This is a genomic window from Halobacillus aidingensis (assembly GCF_900104185.1).
GTDB classification, from domain to species: Bacteria; Bacillota; Bacilli; order Bacillales; family Halobacillaceae; genus Halobacillus; species Halobacillus aidingensis.
This window is the reverse complement of the sequence record NZ_FNIZ01000002.1, coordinates 195446-213689: the sequence shown is the minus strand read 5'-3', so window position 1 is coordinate 213689 and position 18244 is coordinate 195446. Positions and strand designations below refer to the sequence as shown.

Below are 18244 nucleotides of genomic sequence, written 5' to 3'. Positions count from 1 at the left end.
CCTCTGCAAGATCGCGAGTATCCACGAAACTGGTGGTGCCTTTCCCCGCCGGAACAAATAAGCCACGTATAAATTGTCATACACCCTCAGAGAATAAGATTGATTTTTATTTCAAAGGAGACGGTTATCTTGTCCATCAGTGTTTTGTTGGTACGCCTTACGATCGCTTTTTTCACATTGCTGATTCTCGCCAGGCTCATGGGAAGAAAAGAGATTTCCCAAATGACCTTCTTCAATTTCATTTCTGCCATTTCCATCGGTACAATCGGCGCCTCTCTTGCCATTGATTCCACATTAAGTGTAAGAAACGGGCTCATCGCCCTTGCCGTATGGAGTGCGTTCACCATTCTCATGGGAGTTCTTGATATCAAATCAAGCAGCGCACGGAAAACTTTAGACGGTGAACCCATCATCTTGATCAAAAAAGGAAAGATTCTAGAAGAAGAAATGAAAAAGACCCGCCTGGATTTGGACGAGCTAAACGTACTCTTAAGGAAAAAGAATGTGTTTTCTGTCGCTGATGTCGATTATGCGATTTTTGAAACTGATGGTACGCTTTCCGTTCTGCAAAAACAAGGAAAACGTCCGGCAACAAAAGAAGATGTTCATACGCCTTATCACCCGGTTGCATCTTCTCCCGACTCCTCCGTTGTGATCAAGGATGGAAAAGTGAATCATGAACATTTGAAACGGTTACATTTGGACCTTGAGAATCTTGAAGCGCAACTGGCTGCCAATGGTTTCAACTCTTTGGATGATGTATTTTACGCAGAAGTCAAAAATGATGGATCGCTGTATGTGGACGCATACAGCGATGACATTCATTAAGGGATGAGGTATGTTCCAAACGGCACTAGGCGCAAGTCATGCTTCCTTTTGCACGCAGGGGGGCTGAGTGTTCCCCATCCATTTCAATTCTGAGATTTCCCCCTATCACATAAGAAGTCGAAGAGTGGATGGGAAGCACTTTGTCGCTTTTTCTAATCAATCTATTCAACCCTTTAAAAATAAAAGAAGCCTATCTATGTTGATCGATAAGTATCGGATTACCATCAGGGTCTTCAATTGTAAAACTTTCCGGTCCTTCGCTCGTTTCATCTGCTTCTGATAGGATTTCAATTCCTTTTTGTTTCAACTGGTTTTGTAATTCCCGTACATCTGTAAATGAATCGATATTTTCTGCTTGTTGATTCCAACCAGGATTGAAAGTCAGTATGTTTTTCTCAAACATCCCTTGAAATAATCCAATGACACAGCTTCCATTTTTCATGATGAGCCAGTTTTGCGAAGAATCTCCTCCAAAAGATTGAAATCCTAATTTTTCATAAAAAGCTTTGGATTTGTTGATGTCTTTCACCGTTAAACTTACTGAAAATGCACCAAGTTCCATTTCATATCCCCCTTTAATTTTACCCTATCCTGTAACATGTTCGCTTTGGCAAGGTAAAAAACCTGCCATTTCTTTTCTATATGGTTAATGAAGCGGAAGACGTTTTGGCCAGAAAGAACAAATAAAGACAGGACCGTCCACAAGTGAGGATATGTTCAGTTGAAAATTAGGTGCAAATAATCTCCATGGCCCCTGATCAGTTCAACCTCATCGATCGAAGAGATCCAAAAGAAATGAAAGGTAAGCCCCTCTTCTTCTCCTCCACCTGTTGGATCGTTGTCCCATCCATCATCCACATTACAAACCGGTAATTCATAAAAAAATCGGTGATGGATAGAACCATCATCATTTTCCCACAAATCTTCAGCAAGGAGTTGTTCAACTTTAAGGTTTCTTAATCCCGTTTCTTCTTCCATTTCTCTTAGGACGGCATCCTGTGTTTCTTCACCCGGCTGCACCGTGCCCTTGGGTATTTGAATCCCTGCTTCAGCGACAGGATGCTTAAACACTAATACTTGCGGTCGACCTTCTATTGTTCTCGTTACATACCCATATGCTTTTTTGATAGAAGTCACTCTATGATATCCTCCTGATTCCCAAAGGTGCGGTTATCCTAATCGGACAGCTGCCACTCTATAAGTTTTCTTAACACCATAAACGACGTTGATCAAAGGAGATAGAGAATTTTCACCATGATTACGTCCGTCTGTTCTTCATCTCCCATAAAAAAAGAATGCCCCCATCTTCTTGTAGAAAATTATAGCATTCTCATTTCTTTCCCACCCAGCTATATCTTCTTTTTATTACGTTCCAACGCAATTTTCACAGCTTCATTCAACAGATACTTCCAAAATCCAAGCCTTTAACATTTGTTGATTTAACCGCGTTAGTATAACATTCCCGTTTGATGAAAGGTGAAAGACTATACCTCCAACCATAAAAAGCGCCTGCCTTACTCAAAAGTAGGGCATGCGCTTTTCCTTTTTAAAGAGAAGCAGGATCTTCAGAGGCACTCTTCGAACTCACCCGCTTCAACATATATTCAAGCAGGAAAAGATAATCCTGCTGATGGCCTGTGTTTTGAGCAAGTTCGGCTAACTGTTCTAAAATATACAGGCAATCATTTTCGTACAGACTGTAGTTATCAAACCCTAGGATCGTCTGACGGGCAAATTCCCATAGATCTTCGTGAACATTCTGATCCATCGTTTTACTGAGGAGCGAGATCATGGTCAAAAGCTCTGTCATCACGGTCGAGTTCTGGTCCGCGTACTCGCGGATGGAGGCGAACCCCCTATGAAGGTAATACCGGAAAGTTTTTTGATTCAAAATGATCCGAAGCTCCTCTTCATTGTCAAAAAGATAGGGAGAGAAATTGGTAGACTGACCGATGCTTTTCAACAGATCCGCAATCTGGTGAATCGTATTTGTCACCGTAAGCGGGTCATTATGACCTAAAGCCTTGATGGCTACCTCGGCAAGCTTATTGAGCCCGTACTCCAGGTCTTGAATTTCTGTTTGTTTGACCCCGATCTCCATCGACTTCAAATAGCGGTCGGGATGAATGGTTTGACCGTGTTCCCAATACGTAAGGATCGGTGTTCCTTCTAAAACAAACTCGCCGATTCTGACATCGAACCTAAGAAGGCTATCGTCACTCTTCGCCTGCTTAATCAATCTTGAAAAGTCAGCGACTTGAAGATAACCAGACTGGCGGGTCTTGATCACCTTCCCATCCACATCAGCGGGAAGTGACTCTACCTCAATCTCCTTCTCAAGGTGGTAGGGCTTTAATTCTTTTTCCAGAGAAGCCTGGACCTGTTTCGACTTGGTATTCATATTAAAACTGATGTTATGGACCTGCATCCAGGTGGTCGTATGGTTGATAAAATAAATGAACGTCACCGCAGCTGTAATCGCTGTGAGGATGGATAAAACCGGTGTTGCAACAATATACTCCTCTTCTTCATGCGTAACGTACAAGAAATTCAACAGCACATAAATGAAACTTCCGTTAAAAATACCAAGCACATGCTGGGTCGCCCGGTCACTGACAAAGTTCACAAGCATCTTCGATGAAAATTGGCCGCTGAACGTCGTCAGAGCGACGAGCAGGGAGTTAATGGTAAACGCGCTCAAGGTCAGTACCCCACCGACAAGTGCACTCAGAAGCACCTGCAGTGTCTGGCCGCTGAAACCGATGGCTGCTGGCAGATATAAACCGACATCCACCACATAATCAAGATAAAAGGTGAAAGCAGATAAACCGATCGCTCCCACGATATACCAAAAAGGCATAAACCATAGCGTTGACTTTAATTCACTCTTCCGTTGTCGTCTCGACATCTTAAAATATTTCTTTATATAGTAAAAGATCCCCATATGATCCCCAATCTTTTCTTAAGACTTTTGAATCCTTCTAATTCCTACCCTGCAAAGAAGGAGGTGAACCTGTTTTTTTGTGTTTCCATCAAAAATAGGGATAAATATCGAAATCATCCCTGGGCTCATGAACCTAGAACTATTCAAACCCCATTGAATATAGAAAATTATTCAATTCAGTAGAGACCTCGTCTCTTGTTATTTCCTTTATTCTTTCAAATTAGCTTTCCTATTCCATGCAATGAAATTCACGTTTAGGTGGAAAAAATTTGAGGAACTACCTTTAACACGTTAAATAAAAACACACAGCACCTTAAATGGATGGGGCGCCCCATCCATTTACGTGTATAAGCTCACTTTCTTTTGATCTAAGAAAATTACGATGACTTAATATTTAGGAGGCACATCATGAGGTATGCAGGTGTAGGATTGGTTATACTAGCCGCTATTTGCTGGGGCATTAGTGGAGGAATTGCAGATATTTTGATGAATAAGGGCTGGGACCCTATTACCATTTCCTTTTACAGAGGCGCCGTTGGATTCTTATGTTTTTTTGTATGGTTTATTATCCGCTTTAGCAGAAAGTGGGTATACACCAGCCACTTATATCTCTGGTCCCTGTTGGCTGGTGTGGGGGTTGCTGGTAATTTCACTTTATATTTTCTAAGTATCGAAGCTTCAAGCGTGGCTGTAGCTGCTACTCTGATGTACACCGCACCCGTCTTTGTCCTTTTAATCTCCTTTGTATTAGGGATTGAACGTTCATCATGGTTGAAATGGGGATGTATCGTCGGCGTACTCATTGGGATCATCCTTCTTACAGGTGCCTACAATATCGAAACGCTGTCCGCGAGTTTTCTAGGGACAGCCGCTGGACTTGGGGCCGGAATCTGCTATGCGGTGTTTATATTCGGATTTAAAAAGGCTTCTCATAAGGGCAGCGTGGAGACAGCGTTAGCCACCGCCTTTTTCTTCTTTTGTGTCATTCTCTTTGTTTTTACAGACAAGCAGGAAATGACCGATGCGTTGACGTCCAGCGACATCGGATGGTTCATTCTGTTAGGGCTCGTCGGGGCTGGAGTTTCCTTCATCCTCTATATTATCGGTATACGCAAGACGGCACCGTCCACAGCTTCGATGGTCGCTATGGTCGAACCCGTCACAGCGTCATTATTCGGTGTGCTGCTCCTAGGGGATCAATTGGGCATGATCCAGCTTGTTGGAATGGGTCTGATCCTGTTTACGATCACAACTCTAAGCGTGAAGCAGTCCGACTGAAGGAATTTAGTGCAGGCACGTTTAGCCGTTTCACAAAAAAACACGGCCTCTATCCGTTAAGAGGCCGTGTTTTTCATTATCCTTTAGGATTTCCGTAAAATCTTCTCCATCGCTTTCCCCTTGGCCAGCTCATCGATCAGCTTATCCATGTAGCGGATTTCCTGCATCGTCGGCTCTTCAATGTCTTCCACCCGCACCCCGCAGATGACACCTTTAATCATGGCTCGTGAAGGATTGAGTTCCGGAGCTTCTGCAAAAAAGGTTTCAAAGTCTGTCTTTTTTTCCAAATGCACCTCTAACTCTTCTTGACTATAACCTGTCAACCATCGGATGATTTCGTCGACTTCCGTTTTCGTACGGCCTTTTTTCTCTGCCTTCTTCACATAATGCGGATAGACGCTTGCGAAACTCATCGTATAGATCTTATGTTTGGTCATGATCCATCCTCCCTTTCCAAGATTGTAGAATCATTCGTTTCTATATTACCATTAGAATTCTTCTCTATGTTCTTTGTGTCGGTCCACGAGCCCTCTGCTAACGCTTAATCATGGAGAGGACCAGGCATCAAAAAAATAAAAAAGCCAACACTAAACGTTGACTTTTCCATCAAACAATTGCAATGATTGAATGGCTCTGTGAAGACTGCTGAACGTATGGATTCCTTTCATATCAATTCCCAGGCTCACCATTGTCTGTACAATATCCGGACGAATACCGCTCATGATACCATTCACACCCGTAAGCTTTAAGGAATTGATCACTTTAAATAATTGATGTGCTACCATTGTATCGATGATACTCACACCAGATAAATCCAAAATAATCGTTTCAAGTTCAAACTCTTCCCCTTGTTTCAAGGCATTTTCCATTAATAGTTGGGCCCTTTTCGTATCTATTTCTCCAACGATCGGTATAACGCCGACCGTCTCTGTAACACGGACAATAGGAACGGAAAGTTCATCCACCGCATAATTAGCGGTTTGTATCGTATTCTCAAAATCATCCATATAGGATCGACTCACGAATTGTAGCGCTTGGTCAACTGCTTGATTAAACGGAGTAAGAATCTCGTAAAATTCATCAAAGGATAGATTCTGTTCCTTTGCTCCGTTTTTGAGCATTGCGCCTATAACTTGCCTATACTCACTTATTTCTACTAGCGCCAAGTTCAAAGGCAGTCTTAGTTCTACGAGTTGCTCTGAGACCTGATCGCTCCACTTACCCAGATTTTGAGTAACCCCATCGAAATCCTGACTTAAAGAGTTGGCGTAAGCTTCAATTAATTCCATTCTCCAAGTAATTAATTGTTCTGAAACTCCTTTGCCTATCTCACTTGGTATAGCAACCGCCCGAGCCAGCTGTTCTTTTTGTTCAAGTATTGTAGCCATTACAGGCTTCAATGTTCCTGACTTTGCCGCCGTCATTTATTCTCCTCCTCAAAAATGGGTTGAATGATTAACATTATCCTCTTTTAATAGTTCCTGATCTTTAACCCTTTTTAATCCCCAAATGACATCCATTAATATATTACAATAATGAGTTTAAGAAATCGAGAGGAAATAATAAACTTTAAGTACATGAGGATATTCGTGAATTGGATATCTATCATTCTACCATCACTTCACCTTGAAATTAATCCGCCTCCCTTATATGGCGAATAAATTATATAGCTAAAAACCCTAATTTCAGCTGTGTTTACTATAGAAGGATGCTTTCATTTTTTAAAATTGAACAAAAAACAGACGCCCTGGCAGGAGGACGCCTGTTTTACCATTAATATAGTTTTTGCAGTGCATCTTTATTGAAAGCTAGAAGATCATCTGCTCTACCTTCATGAACTTTCTTCACCCACTCGGGGTCCATTAATAAGGAACGGCCAATGGCCACAAGGTCGAACTCCTCACGATCCAGCTTGTCCACTAAACCGTCAAGACTTGTTGTACCAGCACCAGAGAAGTCTGTGAAGACACCATCAAGACCGACAGAACCGACAGAAATCACTGGTTTGCCGGACAGCTTCTTCGTCCAGCCTGCAAGGTTTAAATCAGAACCTTCAAATTCAGGCTCCCAGAATCTTCGGGTTGAGCAGTGGAAAAGATCCACGCCTGCTTCTACAAGCGGCTGTAAGAACTGCTCCAGCTCATCAGGCGTGTGAACCAATTTCGCTTGGAAGTCATTCATCTTCCATTGAGAGAAACGGAAAATGATAGGGAAATCTTCCCCGACTTCACGACGGCATGCTTCCACGATCTCTACGGCAAACTGTGTACGCCCAACGAAATCGCCGCCATAACGGTCGGTGCGTTTATTAGTGTTTTCCCAGAAGAACTGGTCGATCAAGTACCCATGAGCCCCGTGGATTTCAATCGCATCAAAACCGAGGCGCTTGGCATCCGCTGCTGCTTTGGCATAGGATTCCACCAATGCCTCTACCTTTTCTGTCGATAATGGTTCATTCACTTTCTCTCCATCCAGACTCAAGCCTGATGGTCCCACAGGCGATGCTTCTTCATTGGGAAGATCCCCTTTGCTGCGAGTCATTCCTACATGCCACAGCTGCGGGGCAATTTTACCGCCGGCCTCATGTACTTGGTTCACGACATCAGCCCAGCCGTTCAACGCCTTCTCTCCATGAAACACAGGAATATTCGCACCAGATACAGAAGCTGGATGGTCAATCCCTGTTCCTTCCGTAATGATTAACCCGACTTCATTCTCCGCACGTCTGCGGTAATACGCGGCCACTTCCTCATTAGGAATGTTGCCAGGTGAGAACCCGCGTGTCATTGGAGCCATGACGGTACGGTTCGGAAGATTTAATTTATCACTCGTAAATGTTTCGAATAAAGGTTTCGTTGTTGTTTGGTTTGTCATTGATCTGCCTCCTTTTCAACGATGTCTGTCATTATCACAGATCAAAAAGGGGAACGAAAGAAATCTGCTTCGATCCAGCACATTGAAGTGGAAATGGAAGGATGCTCAGACGGTGTATGATCTATCCATAGAATCCATACTTAGCTTGCTATAATAATAGGATAAAAAAAGCTGAGAGTTCTTTTCACTCTCAGCTTTTGGAATGCCGTTATTCTGCTGCAAATTCAAACGTTTCTTTATAATCACCAGCTTTTACAGTTAGAGATACCTTTCCTTCTTTTAAGAAAGTGATGGTCTGATCTTCACGGTTGAACACAGCTGTGGCATCCGTATTTTTTGTGCCTTCTTCTGAAATCAAGAGATTTTCCGATCCTTCATATCGAATGGTTGCAGGGTAGTCCAGAGGGAACTCCCAACCAGCTGATTGGTGGCCGGTCAATTCTACTTCCACCGTTTCATTTAAAGGATAAATCGTTTGATCCACTGTCACATCCTGCAAAATGGGGCGGATGTCAGCATGAATCCACGGGTTTTTCTCCAATCCTTGATAGGACGGGTGGTGGAGGCGGTGGTCTGGTTGATAGTCAGGATCGATACTCATTACTGCGTAATTGAAGAATCCTCCATCATCCGGCGCACCGTATGTTCCTTTTCCTATCGGCCCTGTAATCATATAAGGAATACCGTCTCTGCGATCAAGGTTGACTAGCGAAGCATGGGCGGACATAACCATGGCCGGTTTTCCACTATCTTCACGGTAATCTGTCAGCCAATCCTCTAAGAGGTCTGCTTCTTTTTGATCGGATAACGCATGGGCAGCATCAGGAAGTGGATCTTCTAATGGGTGGTGACCATAGACGAATACATTGTTGATGGTTGGATCTTTTTCTGCTTCATCAAGTGCTGATTTGATCGTGAACCATTGTTCTGCATTGCTGATTCTAAGTCCACCTTTAGAAGTGTTGATTTGGATGAATCTCGTTCCTTTATGATCGAAGACTTGATGGTCCGGGCCAAAGAATTCCTTGAAATTGTCGAGGTTGCCTGACCCATAAACTTCATGGTTTCCTGGTGCGACATAGTAGGGTTTATCAAGGTTTTCTTCAATTAAGTCCTTGGCGAATTGGTACTCTTCATCTGTGTCAAAATCAACAACATCTCCGTTAAACAAAACAAAATCCACATCTTGTTCGTTGATTGCCTGCAGCACTTCCTCGGAGTTTTGAATTTCTTTGCTGTCTTCATTGGCACTGATCAACTGCATATCAGAAATGACGGCAAACTGCCAATCTTCTTCTGGGAGTTGTCCATAATCCAAAATAAGCGGGTCTTCTGTTTTCTCTTCTTCAGGCATTTCCAACTTCTGGGCTACTTTTGCCTGGATATCATCAATGATGATGGACCCTTTATCTTGTTTATTGCGATCTGTTTCCACTAGGTAGATTCTGTCCAAAACCACAGGGTACTCTACACCGTTTGGAAGTTCTGCTTCGACGTATTTCCAGCCATCCCAGTCTACACTGTAGTCCAGGTTCAATGTATGATAGACATTATTGCTGTCCTTGACTCTCGCACGGAGCCAATGGCCATTTCCTTCTGACCCATAAACATTGACCCCGATTTTCTTCACATCCCCGTTCATTTCAAGACGACGATCTGGAGGAAACATATAAGCGGCTCTTGTTCTTGTCGTTGTGGTGAAATCATAATCCAATCTAAGAGCGTTCCCATCGGTTAAATGATTGTTGATGTAGTTTAGTTCTGCCCCCACGCTGGATGGATATTTAAAAACGGTCCATGGATTAGACTTCTCATCAAACGTTTCCGCCATTTCCGTTTTTAACCCGATCGTTATACCGAGATTCGTGCTCAGTTCTCCGGCTTCTGCTTTTACGATAGATGCTCCCGAATCAACAAGGGCTTGAATGGTAAAGGAACCATCCTTATTCGGATTGATTTTCAATTGATCCTGATTATAAGTCAGCTGAACATCCCGCGGTTCCAAATGTGTTTCATAACCTTCCTCATCTTTCCCTGTGACCATGAACGTCGTCGTTTCTCCCTTTTCCAACCCCATTTGAAAAGGCTCGATGGCGAGTTCTACAGGCTCACCGAGGACTTGAATATCTTTGTACGTATCATCGCCCCTATATTTAGCCCGGACTTGGTTTTCTCCAGCGTGCTTAGCAGTAAAGATATTCCCGTCAAAGGACCCTGCGTTTCCACCTTGCCATTTGACATCAGTTTGATCGATATCAATAGGAGCATAAGCCGTATCATACCCAGAGGCTTGAAACACTCGGCTGAAGCCTTTGAACACTCGGGTCGAGTCGGTTTCAATGTTGAACCCATCCAAATCGCCTGTGGAAGCCGTACTGTAAATACCGATCCCATTCGGCACTGCTCGTTCACTGCCATCGGAAGGACTGTTGAAAACATTCAAATTGTCCTTACCAAGTTCTCTTGCGACAAGAGTAGAAGAGCCACCGCCGTCTAAATTAAGAGCATTGTAAGCCCCTTGTTCTTTCATAAAGTGAGCGAGTTCAAGCATGGTCATTCCGCGGCTGTCCGTTTGCCTTCCATCAATGGTGACAAGAATCATCTCCTTGCCATCTTCAGAGAATCCAACAGCCGTTCTTGGATGGCGATCACCGTTATCGCTTGTATTTATTTCTCCATCCTTGAGAAGTTGGGCACTTCCTCCAATGGCAAATTTCATATCCTGATAATCTGGAGACGTGGAGTAGGAAACTTGGACTTGATCGCCAACCGCTAGCTCTTTCAAAGGAAAGGCTTGTTCTCCCTTACCAACGATCAGAGTTTCGTTTTTTTCAAGGGGCTGATTGTAGACTTGGTTGCTTAATATTTCTACTACTTGCTGGTCTCGAATCAGCACTTCCGTATAATGGTCAGAACCAGTCATCATGTGGGTACGGCTGGCCTCTCCCCATGCGGAGGTGTACATGACCGTTTCATTAACATAAACGGTGGGCTGATTGATGCCATCCAGTGTCCATGAACCAACATCGGTTTTCACTTCCCCTTTGAGAAGCGCATGGGCGATCGAACCAATACGGTCATTTGAAACGGAGGCATAGGTACGACCATTGCCGCTTTTCATAAGTTTTCCGTCTTGTACCATGGTTCCGATTGGAGCGTTTGTATTACTAATGTCAAAAAAGTCGCCGTTCACACCAGCAGTCGCTCCGGATTCTTCCATTTGTTCACTGATGGGAGCTTTATCTGTCACATTTCCAGGTGTTAGTAGATGAGTAGAAAGAGTATTTTCTGATAAGTTGGCTTTCATCACATCCGCACGAAGCCACCCCGCTACATCAAAACGGTCGATTTGAGTTAATGTCAATCCTAGAGCAATGGAAGTCGTTTCTTTTTCTTCATGAATGACTGGGTGAAGGACTTTCTGAGAATCAGAGGATGTGGCTTCTGTTACCGGAGTGTCTGAACTTTGTTGTTCATTGGCAAGGACGGTGGTCGTAGGCATGAGCATTGTGGCGGCAAGCATGGTGGATAAAAACGGCTTGTACTTCACGTAACTTTCTCCCCTTTATGTATGAATTTGTAATGTAACATATGAATCTACTATAAACGATAAAGGAGAACTATAAATAGGACGTAAACCCGGGGTAATCGTTTTGCAAAGAAAATTGATGCATCTGGAGGGGGGCAAACTACTTATGTGACTAAAATAGGAGCCGGATAGATTTTACATATCAAATGCCTCAAAAAACCCCTGATCTCCTTCAAGAAAATCAGGGGTTTTATTGAAATGGCATATATATCCTTGCAACTTGTTACATTCGCTTACGATCAAACCAATTAGGAACCCGCCCAGACATCTTTCGCCAGTCGGCCGGATCGCTCAAGCTCATCCAACCATGAAACAGCTTCCTGCTCGCTTACTTGATGGAGGTCCTGGTAACACGCGATAAGCGTATTCGTTACCTCGGGAGCCATTTTGCTTCCATCCCCACAAATATAGAGACGGCCTCCTTGATCCAATAGAGAAAGGATCGCTTCCGCATTTTCCTTCATCATATGTTGGACATAAACCTTTTCACCATGCTTATGTCTTGAAAAAGCGGTATGCAGGTCAATCAATCCTAAACGTTCCGCTTCTTTCAATTCCTCTTCGTACAGAAAGTCCTGTTCTGGATGACGGCACCCGAAATAAAGGTGGGCTTCACCAAGCGTTGTTCCTTCCTGCTGCATCGCTTTACGAGCCTGAATGAATCCTCGGAAGGGAGCGATTCCAGTTCCCGGTCCGACAAGGATCATCGGGGTTTCAGGATCTTCCGGCAGTTGGAAATCGGATTGAGGTGTGCGGACGAAACAGGCGATTTTGTCTCCGATATCTCTTGATGCGAGATAGTTCGAAGCCACACCCTCATAATTTCCTTTGCCGCTCCAAGCCTCTCCTCGAACAACACTCACCGTCACACTCGGTTGATGTGCATCAACACGAGGGGAACTGGAAATCGAATAATAACGGACTTTCAAAGCTGGAAGCAGGGAAATGAATTGTTCGAACTCCATTTCACAAGAAGAATAGGCTTCCAACAGCTCAAGCATCGTTAAACGTTTTTCCAGAATCTCAGTTTTATAGTTTTCATCCTCTACGAGTTGTTCCAGCTCGATTTTGTGAGGCGGGCAAGGATTACTCGCTGCGAGTGCACGGATTTGTGCACGAGTCGCCGGTTCCTGCAATTCCACGTAAGACGATAACAATTGGTGGAGTTGAACGGGTTGGCCTGTAGGCAGATGGGAAGCCCGGCCGGTTCCTTCGCTCAAAATTACGTGCTCTTCTCCTTTGATTCCGAACCGGTCCAAAACCCTGTTGATAAGGGCCTGCGTATTTTCCGGCACGACACCCAAGTGATCTCCTTCTTTGAAAGTCATGCCTGCAGGAAGTTCAACCTCCACGTGTCGGGTGCTGCGCTCATCAGACTTCAACAGCTCCCTGTTTTCAAGCACAACAGCTGTGAAGGCGTCATAGGTACGAGCGACAGGCGTGTAGCTCGTTCCACTGACGAACTCCATGGAAACGGGGCTTGAGGCATCCTGTCCTTCTTCCAAATCCAATTTAAAATGGTCGGCTAGAGCCGGCCATAGCTTCTCTTCCCATTTTTCCAAATCACCATCAAAGTCTTCGCTGGCATCACCTTCTCCTCGTTCAAGCAGGCGGACAGCTCCTTTCGCATCGAGCTCGTGATCGATCGTTGCAGGAACCCGTTGATAAGTGCTCGCCCAATTGCGGTCTCCACAGCCAAAAACGGCGTAAGTTACCCCGTCAAGGTCTGCTTCCTTAGCAGAAGTCAGCCATTGGACGAAAGAGGTCGCGTTGTCTGGCGGATTGCCATTGTAGGAGGCAGATACGATCAAGGTAGCTCCTTCTTTCGGAAGACTCCCTGTCCATTCATCCAGTGGAGCCGTCGTTACGGAAAACCCTTGATGGCGGGCGGTTTCTGCAAGTTCCCGGGCCACTCCTTCTGCTGTCCCCATGTTCGACCCGAACAATACAAGGAATGGAGTGCCATGGGACTCACGTGCGGGGATATCCTTCGTATCTTCCTTTTCATCAACGTCTTGAGGCTTGAACCCGTTGAATTCTCTTCTCGTTTTCACTTTCATCGTCAGTCCGTCAGGCTTGAACGTCAACGTTTCTTTGACATCCAGTTCATAATCGGTATGATCTTCAAGATCGAAATGCTGCAAAACCATGCCGAGAACGAGGGTCGCTTCATGGAGGGCGAACTGCTGCCCGATGCACGCTCTTTGTCCATTGCCAAAAGGCTTATACGCATGATGTGGGATGCTCGCTGGATTTTCAAAGCGTTCCGGATTGAATTCCTCCGCATCGTCTCCCCAGACGGTCGTATCCCGGTGAAGCTCCGGAATAAGCAGGGTGAACGTATCCCCTTTTTCCACCTCGTATTCGCCATCAAGCGTTGTATCTTCCTTGGCATACACAGAAAACGCTGGAGCGGTCGGCCATAGGCGTAAAGCTTCGTTCAAGATCATCCGTACGTATTTCAACTGTTTCACTTGTTTATAGGAAGGGGTATCGTCACCAAGCACTTCATCCACTTCTTCATACGCCTTCTGTAACTTATCCGGATGTTTCAACAAATAGTACATGGCAAAAGAAAGGAGTCCACTCGTCGTTTCGTGTCCGGCGATGAGGAAGGTGATGATTTGAAAGCGGATATTCTCATCATCCAGCGCTTCCCCTGTTTCAGGATCTTTCCCTTTCAGCATGTGACCAAGCAGGTCGTCCTCCCCTTGATCTCCTGCCTGTTTCCTTTCTTCAATTAATTGATCGACTAAGTTGAACATGTAATCGATATCTTCTTTGAATTGTCGTTTGGAACGGACCATCAGCTTATCCTGGATCCCCAGGCGCTGCGTCTGGCTCATCGATTCATCAAGCGCACGCACCATTTTTTCTATGAAAGGATGCGAATCTTCCCGGTAGAAGCTGTTGAAACGGTAATTGAATCCGCACAAACCGATGGTATCAAGCGTCAGGCGTGTCATATCATCAGGTACATCAACTTCTTCATTCGGATTCAGCCTCGCCCATTTTTGGATCAGCTGGGAAGAAAGGTCGATCATTTTTTCATGATAGCCCTTCATGGCTTGCTGGCTGAAGCTTGGCAGCAGGATATTATGAGCCTTCTTCCAATTCGGTTCTTCCGTTCCACTTGTGAACAAACCATCACCGCCAAAAGCGCGTACTTTTTGGAGGGCAGGCCCTACTTTTTTATCAAAACGCGTCTCGTCACAGATTTCAGCAGCAAAACGTGCGTTAGAAATAAATGTACTGACCCGGCCCGGAAATTGGAGTTGATAGATCGGACCAAGTTCCCGGGCATGCTTCATAAACGACTGCACGGGTTTTTCTTTGTCAATGCCCGGTAAATTCCCGAGCGGTCCATAAGATTTCGGTTGTGGAAGATTTTCTGTATGATTCATGGACAAACACCTCTTTGATCGTATTGAAGATACCGGAATGAATATTCATTCCGCTTATAGGAGAAGAAAGCTCTGCCTCATCACTCATGATGACGCACAGCATCCCAGCAACTTTCCTCGACACCTGCTAATAATTCATCCGTCGCTTCGATCTCACCTGCACGGATTAATTTGAATAGCTCAAGAAATCCGCCGAAAATAATCGCAATTAACGCCTTTGATGGCAGATCCCTGATTTGCTCTTTCTCCTTCCCCTCATCGATAAAGCCTTCAAGAATCATCAACAGATGATTGAATTGACTCCGGCTTGTCTCATCAAGGAAATAGGCGGCGTTATGAGTTTTTATAAAATAAAGCGCGTGCTCATGCTCATTTGTAAAACGTACCATCCCTTGGAACAGATGATGGAATTGATCACGAATCCCCGCGTCTTTAGGGTAATCTTCTTCAAGCGTCTTCGTGAACAAAGCCGCGTAATGTTGAAACAATGTATTGACGAGAACTTCTTTATTCTCGAAATAGCGGTAGATCGTTCCAGCTCCCACTTTCGCATCACTCGCGATCATCGGAATCGTTGTGGCATCGAAACCGCGTTCTGCGAATAGGGACAGCGCGCTTTGGAAAATATGATCACGTTTACTTGTTGTTGTCGGCATAAAAACTTCCTCCCTCCTATGCGGAATGAACATTCATTCCTAATCAGCTTAGTATATTTCACCTCTTCTTTCAATCAATCGAAGGTCTCATAATTATTCGTTCATTTAATAAAAAATCGGTGCCTGTCCCCGCTCCGTTACTATTGTAAAAGAGCTTGGTTCTGGCACCGATTCCAAACAGCAATCATGCAGTGGCCTGTTGTTTTTTCGTCGTCAACGTAAAAAAGATTACCGCACCAATCGAAGCTGTCGTAAATAAGATCGCTCCCATCGGTACAGCCGTCGTCTCATCAAGACCGACAAGCGGAGATACTGTCGCGCCAAACAACAATGGCAGCATCCCGAGCACCGCACTGGCACTTCCTGCTCGGTGGCCTTGATGCTCCATCGCCAAGGTAAACGTACTTGTCAAAACCATTCCCATCGCTGTCATGTAAATGAAGATAGGAATGACGATGGAATACAACGGTCCTTCGACAATTGTCATCACTAAAAGGAAACTCGTCGCAATGACAGCAACGAGTACAGCGGTCCGAAGCAGACTTCTTTCATGGAAGATCCCCCCGAGACGCCCGACTAAAAAGCTTCCTGTAATGATTGCCAGGCCATTAATCCCGAATAGCACACTAAATGCTTGAGGGGACACGCCATAAATGCCCTGATAAACGAACGGTGTTCCGGATACATAAGCGAAACTTCCCCCATGGACAAAACCGATGGTCAGGGCGTACCCGATGAACGAGCGGTCCTTCAGCAGGCGGCCGATGGTCAGAATCGATTCTTTCACAGAGCTTGGGATCCGCTTTTCTACGGGAAGGGTCTCCGGTAATTTTCCTGCAACGGTTAAAACGATTGCTACACCTAAAATACTTAAAACGAAAAAGATCGTCTCCCATGTAGCGAATGGTAAAAGTAAAATCGCTCCCCCTGTCATCGGGGCAATCATCGGAGCTGTCGCATTGATCACCATGAGTAAGGCGAAAAATTTCGTCAGCTCTCTCCCTGAAAACACGTCTCGCACGACGGCCCGCGAAAGGACGACCCCGGCAGAAGCTGTGAAGCCCTGGAGGAAACGAGCGATGACGAGCACAAGGATATTAGGCGCAAGCGCACAAAGAAAGGACGCCAGTGCGAAGAGGGAAAGGAAAATGATGAGTGGTTTCTTCCTCCCTTGCGAATCACTGACCGGGCCTACGACGATTTGACCGACGGCAAGACCGATCAAACAGGTCGTTAAGCTAAGCTGAACAAGGGACGCGTTTGTCTCTAAATCGGATGCGATCCCCGGGAAGCTTGGCAGATACATATCAATGTTCAATGGACCTAGAATTCCAAGCATTCCGAGTAGGAACGCCAGGCCAATTCTTTCTTTTCCTTTTGGATTATGCAACATAATTAAACACCTTCTTCTATTCTATCTACTTTTTTTAAAAGACCCCTGAGTAATATCCCCACGTTCTCTAAGCTGTTAAACTATGATTTTATCTTTATTCACGAAGGAAGTCTATTCATCAGCATAGAAAAACCGTTCCATAAAACAGACATGGAACGGTTGGGATCTTATCCTTGATAATACTCTTTAACAAGCTCCCCCATCACCCTATTGGTTCGAAGCGCTGTTTTTCCCGTGCTTGGACAAGTTCCTTCTCCCAGCAGCTCATCAACGATTGTTTGAATATGAGCCTGTTGAATATGTTTCGGACGCTCGAAGTAAAAAGATTCTTCCCCTGAATCGGTGACAAGGACAACCGGCTTGTCATCAAAGGTGGAAAACTGTATTTCTCCTTTTGTTCCAACAATTCGGTTATCATCCTCATTCTTATAAGAAGAAAAATTCCATATCCCTGTTCCGACAGCTCCGCTCTCAAATTTCCATACACCGCTGACCGTGTCTTCAGCTGGATAGGAATCAGCAAGGTTCAGCCCAAATCCTCTCACATCATTCAAAGGTCCAAGCAGGTAGTCGAAAACGTCTAACGTATGAGAACCGACATCGTAAAATAATCCTGCCCCGCTTTTTTCCGGAATCACTCGCCATGGCCAATTCCCATGCTCATCCTTTTGCACAATCTTCTGGGTCTGCTGCATTGAAGCGAATCGTACATCTCCGATGGCTCCTTCTTCCAAAAGTTCTTTTACTTTTAAGAACCTCGGCAGGGATCTCCGATAATAAGCAACAAATAAAGGCACACCATACGTTTCGCAAACTCGGACCATTTCTTCACATTCTTCCAGACTATTTGCCATCGGTTTTTCCACATAGACAGGCTTTCCTGCTTTGGCTGCCATGATTGTATATTCTTTATGGGAAGAAGGTGGCGTGGCAATATACACCGCATCCACTTCGTCATCATGGATTAAATCCTCTGCCTTGTCATACCATTGAGGCACTCTATGACGCTCGGCGTAGTCTTTCGCTTTCTCTCCATTTCTTCTCATAACAGCTTGAAGTGAACTTTGTTCGATCAACTGAAAAGCTGGACCACTTTTTACTTCTGTCACGTCCCCGCATCCTATAATTCCCCATCTGATCGTTTCCATCTGAATTCCTCCCCGCATTTCTTTTCTTAGAATTCGATACATAACTACTATTCCGTTACAACTTTAGCATAATAGGGACAGACACTAAAATATGGAAGCCTCCCCCTTTAAGAAGAATCCGAGTCCGATA

Annotated in this window: 13 protein-coding genes and 1 pseudogene; 2 read left to right on the top strand and 12 right to left on the bottom strand. The window is 44.7% G+C overall.

Annotation, left to right across the window (positions count from 1 at the left end):
* Positions 1 to 129 precede the first annotated feature (129 nt).
* Positions 130 to 828, top strand: coding sequence for a YetF domain-containing protein (locus BLS23_RS02855; RefSeq protein ID WP_089651018.1), 699 nt, complete (start codon positions 130 to 132; stop codon positions 826 to 828).
* A gap of 190 nt (positions 829 to 1018) precedes the next feature.
* On the opposite strand, the gene BLS23_RS02850 is transcribed toward BLS23_RS02855, so the two are convergent.
* The 4 genes and pseudogenes from BLS23_RS02850 to BLS23_RS02840 all read right to left on the bottom strand — a co-directional run bounded on the left by BLS23_RS02850 (position 1019) and on the right by BLS23_RS02840 (position 3736).
* Positions 1019 to 1390, bottom strand: coding sequence for a VOC family protein (locus BLS23_RS02850; protein WP_089651017.1), 372 nt, complete (start codon positions 1388 to 1390; stop codon positions 1019 to 1021).
* 155 nt (positions 1391 to 1545) lie between these two features.
* Positions 1546 to 1965, bottom strand: coding sequence for an NUDIX hydrolase (locus tag BLS23_RS02845; RefSeq protein ID WP_089651016.1), 420 nt, complete (start codon positions 1963 to 1965; stop codon positions 1546 to 1548).
* A gap of 92 nt (positions 1966 to 2057) precedes the next feature.
* Positions 2058 to 2246 (bottom strand): annotated as a pseudogene (locus BLS23_RS21260) (N-acetyltransferase); the annotation flags it as partial.
* 128 nt (positions 2247 to 2374) lie between these two features.
* Positions 2375 to 3736 (bottom strand): DUF2254 domain-containing protein, encoded by a 1362-nt coding sequence (locus tag BLS23_RS02840; RefSeq protein ID WP_167355990.1) that lies wholly within the window; start codon positions 3734 to 3736, stop codon positions 2375 to 2377.
* Positions 3737 to 4180: 444 nt separating this feature from the next.
* Between BLS23_RS02840 and BLS23_RS02835 the strand changes: the two genes are divergently transcribed.
* The gene (locus tag BLS23_RS02835; RefSeq protein WP_089651014.1) at positions 4181 to 5050 is read left to right on the top strand and encodes a DMT family transporter; all 870 of its coding nucleotides are present in this window, start codon (positions 4181 to 4183) and stop codon (positions 5048 to 5050) included.
* 83 nt (positions 5051 to 5133) lie between these two features.
* On the opposite strand, the gene BLS23_RS02830 is transcribed toward BLS23_RS02835, so the two are convergent.
* The 8 genes from BLS23_RS02830 to BLS23_RS02795 all read right to left on the bottom strand — a co-directional run bounded on the left by BLS23_RS02830 (position 5134) and on the right by BLS23_RS02795 (position 18114).
* Positions 5134 to 5487, bottom strand: a complete 354-nt coding sequence (locus BLS23_RS02830) for a DUF2200 domain-containing protein (RefSeq protein WP_089651013.1) — start codon at positions 5485 to 5487, stop codon at positions 5134 to 5136.
* Positions 5488 to 5637: 150 nt separating this feature from the next.
* Entirely contained in the window at positions 5638 to 6474 is an 837-nt protein-coding gene (locus tag BLS23_RS02825) for an STAS domain-containing protein (RefSeq protein ID WP_089651012.1), read from the bottom strand.
* A gap of 349 nt (positions 6475 to 6823) precedes the next feature.
* Positions 6824 to 7924 (bottom strand): NADH:flavin oxidoreductase, encoded by a 1101-nt coding sequence (locus tag BLS23_RS02820; protein ID WP_089651011.1) that lies wholly within the window; start codon positions 7922 to 7924, stop codon positions 6824 to 6826.
* A gap of 208 nt (positions 7925 to 8132) precedes the next feature.
* Positions 8133 to 11474 carry a phosphodiester glycosidase family protein gene (locus BLS23_RS02815; RefSeq protein WP_089651010.1) on the bottom strand — a complete coding sequence of 1114 codons (3342 nt, stop codon included), beginning with the start codon at positions 11472 to 11474 and terminating at the stop codon, positions 8133 to 8135.
* Positions 11475 to 11761: 287 nt separating this feature from the next.
* Positions 11762 to 14917: a bifunctional cytochrome P450/NADPH--P450 reductase gene (locus BLS23_RS02810; RefSeq protein WP_089651009.1), complete on the bottom strand. Its 3156-nt coding sequence runs from the start codon at positions 14915 to 14917 to the stop codon at positions 11762 to 11764.
* Between the two features lie 80 nt (positions 14918 to 14997).
* The gene (locus BLS23_RS02805) at positions 14998 to 15573 is read right to left on the bottom strand and encodes a TetR/AcrR family transcriptional regulator (protein WP_089651008.1); all 576 of its coding nucleotides are present in this window, start codon (positions 15571 to 15573) and stop codon (positions 14998 to 15000) included.
* Positions 15574 to 15757: 184 nt separating this feature from the next.
* Positions 15758 to 16966: a Bcr/CflA family efflux MFS transporter gene (locus BLS23_RS02800; protein WP_089651007.1), complete on the bottom strand. Its 1209-nt coding sequence runs from the start codon at positions 16964 to 16966 to the stop codon at positions 15758 to 15760.
* Between the two features lie 167 nt (positions 16967 to 17133).
* Complete coding sequence (locus BLS23_RS02795; protein ID WP_089651006.1) at positions 17134 to 18114, bottom strand: Gfo/Idh/MocA family protein; 981 nt, start codon at positions 18112 to 18114, stop codon at positions 17134 to 17136.
* Positions 18115 to 18244: the final 130 nt, after the last annotated feature.